This is a genomic window from Streptomyces rhizosphaerihabitans (assembly GCF_025399795.1).
Taxonomy (GTDB): domain Bacteria; phylum Actinomycetota; class Actinomycetes; order Streptomycetales; family Streptomycetaceae; genus Streptomyces; species Streptomyces rhizosphaerihabitans.
Genome location: NZ_JAODTZ010000124.1, coordinates 1 through 3506 on the forward strand (window position 1 = coordinate 1; position 3506 = coordinate 3506).

The following is a 3506-nucleotide window of genomic DNA, read 5'->3' on the forward strand; positions in this document are numbered from 1 at the left end:
GATGAGCACCGTGAAGACCGGCAAGGGCGGCACCTTCTCCAAGAAGTTCACAGCCCTGCGGGACGGCACCTGGACCACGACATGGACGGCGACGAGCCAGTACTTCGACACCTCGTCCTCAGGCGACTACGTCGACGTCCGCTGACCTCCCCGCAGGCCGATGTCCACACCGCTCTCCGCACGCCACCGGCACCGGCGGTCACCGAAGGCGTGATGGGCATCGAGGGCGCCTTGTAGGCAGCGTTTGGAGCTGACCGTTTGACCCCCGCGACCCCGGTCACACTCAGGTCTGAGGCGTGTCGCCACAGCCAGTGGGAGGGAGCGGTCTGCACCAGCCGTGTCTGGGTCGTCTGTTGTTTCGGGATTCATGGTCGGCCAAGGCGAGTGATGCCGGCCTGGGTCTTCTGGCCGATCTCCACGTCAACCTCGACGCCCTCGGGGAGGTAGATGTCGACGCACGAGCCCCGCCCGACTCGCGGCCGAACCGGACCGCGTCAGCTCGGAGGTGCGCCTGACGGTGGCTTGATCATGGGGTGGCCCGTGGACCGAGTGACTACGCTGACCGCTTTCCCGCTTCGGAGGTTCGGTTGGTACGGCAAAGTGTGCTCGGACAGGACTTTCGGCGGTTGTGGGTCGCTTACGCGGTCAGCGCGGCGGGTAGCGCCGTCGGCATGGGGGCGTTGCCGCTGATCGCCCTGTTGGGTCCTGAAATCCTCGGCCTTTCAGGTCTCTGTGCTCGCTGCGTTGTCTGCGGTGGCCAGCGGAGTGATTGCTCTTCCGCTCGGGGTGCGCATCGAGCAACAGTACAAGCGGCCGGTCATGATCACCGCCGACCTGGTCCGCTGCGCGGTTCTGGCGAGCATTCCCGTCGCCATGGAGGAATTGTCAAATTCTGTGGATCGGCTGGTCGGATGGGCGGCTGACCGATGTGCCCAAAAGTGATTGGCGCTGGCGGCCGCTCTGGTGAGAATGAGCGGATGATCGCCACTTCGCCCCAGGGACCTGTCGAGCCTCCACGTATCGTTGCCGAGCTCGCTGCGGGGCGGCCGGTACGGGCCGTATGGAAGAACGAGCTCGGCGGGTTGACGTTCCAGGTCGGCTTGGGCGATACACGGCAGTTTATGAAGTGGACGCCGGTCGGCAGCGGTATCGACCTTGCGGCTGAGGTGGCACGCCTGCGGTGGGCGGCGAGGTTCACCGTGGTGCCGCGGGTACTCTCCGGGTCACGTCCCCTGTGATGGTGTAGGCGATCAATCCTCCGTAGTGTTGGGGAGTGCGTGGGTGGTGTAGGCGTTTGACGGTCTTGCCCCTGGCCTGGGGCTATAGGCGGTCCGCTACTGTCGCCAGCAGGGGCCGGGACGGCCCCTATGTCACGGCTGCGGTCCCGCTCGCTCTGCCGTCCCTCAGCCCAGTGACAGGTCGCCCTGATCGTCCTCGATCTTCACCTTGACCCAGGCAAGGCCGCTGCTGTTGCCGTCGCCGACGCCGTTGACCTTGCACTTAAACTCCCGGCCCGCCTCGACGGGGATGGAAGCGGGGCAGCTGACATCGTCGATGGTCGGGGGCTTGGCGAAGGCGGCGTCGGATTCGACGTCGTTCAGCACCGCCCGCGCCAGCGCGTCCTGATCCAGAACGCGCTGCGGCTGCACGGCGGGACTCCCGGCCAGCAGCATGATGGTGAAAGTGAGCGCACAACAGGCGATCACGGCCAGGGAGAGCGCGATGACGGTACGGGCAAAGCTGCGTTGATCAGTCACGCGGACAGTCCTATCCGGCTGTCCGTGCTCATACAACCCCCTGTGGTGACGTGAAGTCGCCTCTCGGTCCCTGCGGAGTGCTCCCGCACCACTGCCTGCGCGGCCGGAGTGGAGCTTGTGCACCCCTGCAGGACGAGGAGTGGGGCGGGCGCCGCTTCTCGTTCGTTGTCTTCCGGCATCGAATGGTGTCTTGAACTGGGTCGCTCACCTGAGGGTTCGCCGGACGTGGGGGCGGCCTTCGTCTGATCATGTGCTCCGACCAAGGTGCACGTGACCGAGACGAAGGCCGTGAGGGTGAGTCTGCTGCCTGATGCTGTCCGGAGGGAAGCGTTCGAGGAAGCGTCACGTTTCCGGGGAGAGTTCCACGAGTGTCTGACCGCTCGGCGCGACGAGTTGTTCGAGCTGGCAGACGCGGTGCTGTGTGCGGACGGTGCGGTGAAGTCCCCGGTGGACTTGACGCTGTTGCCGGAGCATCGTCGTGGGCACGGAGCGATGTACGGCGGCCTGAACCACGGCCGGATCGACGTCGGCCGGCTGCGGACGGTGCTGGCCGGCCTGCCGCTGCCGCGGTTCGACGGCGGGCGCCTGGTCCTGGCGGTCGACGTGTCGCCATGGCTTCGCTCGGACGCGCCATGCTCGGCGGAGCGGCTGTTCTGCCACGTCTACGGCCGGGCGAAGACTGCGTCGCAGTTCATTCCGGGCTGGCCCTACTCCTTCGTGGCCGTTCTGGAGCCGGGCGCCACGTCTTGGACCGCGATCCTGGACGCGGTCCGGCTCGGCCCAGCGGACGATGCGACCGCGGTCACAGCCGCCCAGCTCCGAGGAGTCGTTGAACAGCTCATCGCCGCTGGCCAGTGGCAGGCCGGGAACCCGGACATCGTGATCGTGAGCGATGCAGGCTACGACGTCACCCGCCTGGCCTGGGTCCTGCGCGACCTGCCCGTCGAGATGGTCGGCCGCGTCCGCTCCGACCGCGTGATGCGTCTGCCGAAGCCACCGCGGATGCATGGCGTCAACGGCCGACCGCCCAAGCACGGCCCGGAATTCCGCTTCACCGAGCCGGAGACCTGGCCCGAGCCCGCGATCACCACGGTCACCGACACCACCAACTACGGCAAGGCCGAGACCCAGGCATGGGACCGGGTCCACCCCCGACTCACCCACCGCTCCTCATGGCTCGACCACGACGGTGAACTGCCTTTGGTCGAGGGCACGTTGCTGCGGCTGAAGGTCGAGCATCTGTCGAAGGAACGGGATGCTCCGCCACTGTGGCTATGGTCCTCCAAGACCGGTGCCACCCCGGACGACGTGGACCGCTTCTGGCAGGCATTTCTTCGCCGCTTCGACCTGGAGCACACCTTCCGCTTCGCGAAGCAGACCCTCGGATGGACCACCCCGAAACTCCGCACTCCCGAGGCGGCGGACCGTTGGACCTGGATCCTGATCGTCGCTCACACCCAGCTCCGGCTCGCCCGGCCCCTCGCCGCGGACCTCCGTCGACCCTGGGAGAAACCGACCATCTCCGACCGGCTCACCCCGGCCCGGGTCCGCCGAGGATTCAGGAACATCCGCACTCACCTCGCCTGCCCGGCCCGTGTTCCCAAACCCCGAGGAGCCGGCCCTGGACGGCCACCCGGTGCCAAGAACAAGCACCGGGCACCCCGCTACGACGTCGGCAAGACCGTCAAACGCCCCGAGACCCTCAAGGCCATCGGCAAGCCCGGAAGATCTTGGTAGATAAAGAACAAG

The 3506-nt window shown here is 66.9% G+C and carries 3 protein-coding genes and 1 pseudogene; 2 read left to right on the plus strand and 2 right to left on the minus strand.

What is annotated here, in order from left to right:
• Positions 1-365: 365 nt before the first annotated feature.
• Positions 366-464: pseudogene (locus N4G66_RS44795) on the minus strand (phosphatidylserine decarboxylase); the annotation flags it as partial.
• A 289-nt stretch (positions 465-753) separates the two neighbouring features.
• Between N4G66_RS44795 and N4G66_RS44800 the strand changes: the two are divergent.
• Entirely contained in the window at positions 754-942 is a 189-nt protein-coding gene (locus N4G66_RS44800; RefSeq protein WP_261710091.1) for a hypothetical protein, read from the plus strand.
• 461 nt (positions 943-1403) lie between these two features.
• Here the strand turns inward: N4G66_RS44800 and N4G66_RS44805 are convergent, their stop codons facing one another.
• Positions 1404-1757, minus strand: coding sequence for a DUF4333 domain-containing protein (locus N4G66_RS44805; protein WP_261710092.1), 354 nt, complete (start codon positions 1755-1757; stop codon positions 1404-1406).
• Between the two features lie 294 nt (positions 1758-2051).
• On the opposite strand from N4G66_RS44805, the gene N4G66_RS44810 reads away from it, so the two are divergent.
• Positions 2052-3494, plus strand: coding sequence for an NF041680 family putative transposase (locus N4G66_RS44810; protein WP_315903774.1), 1443 nt, complete (start codon positions 2052-2054; stop codon positions 3492-3494).
• Positions 3495-3506: the final 12 nt, after the last annotated feature.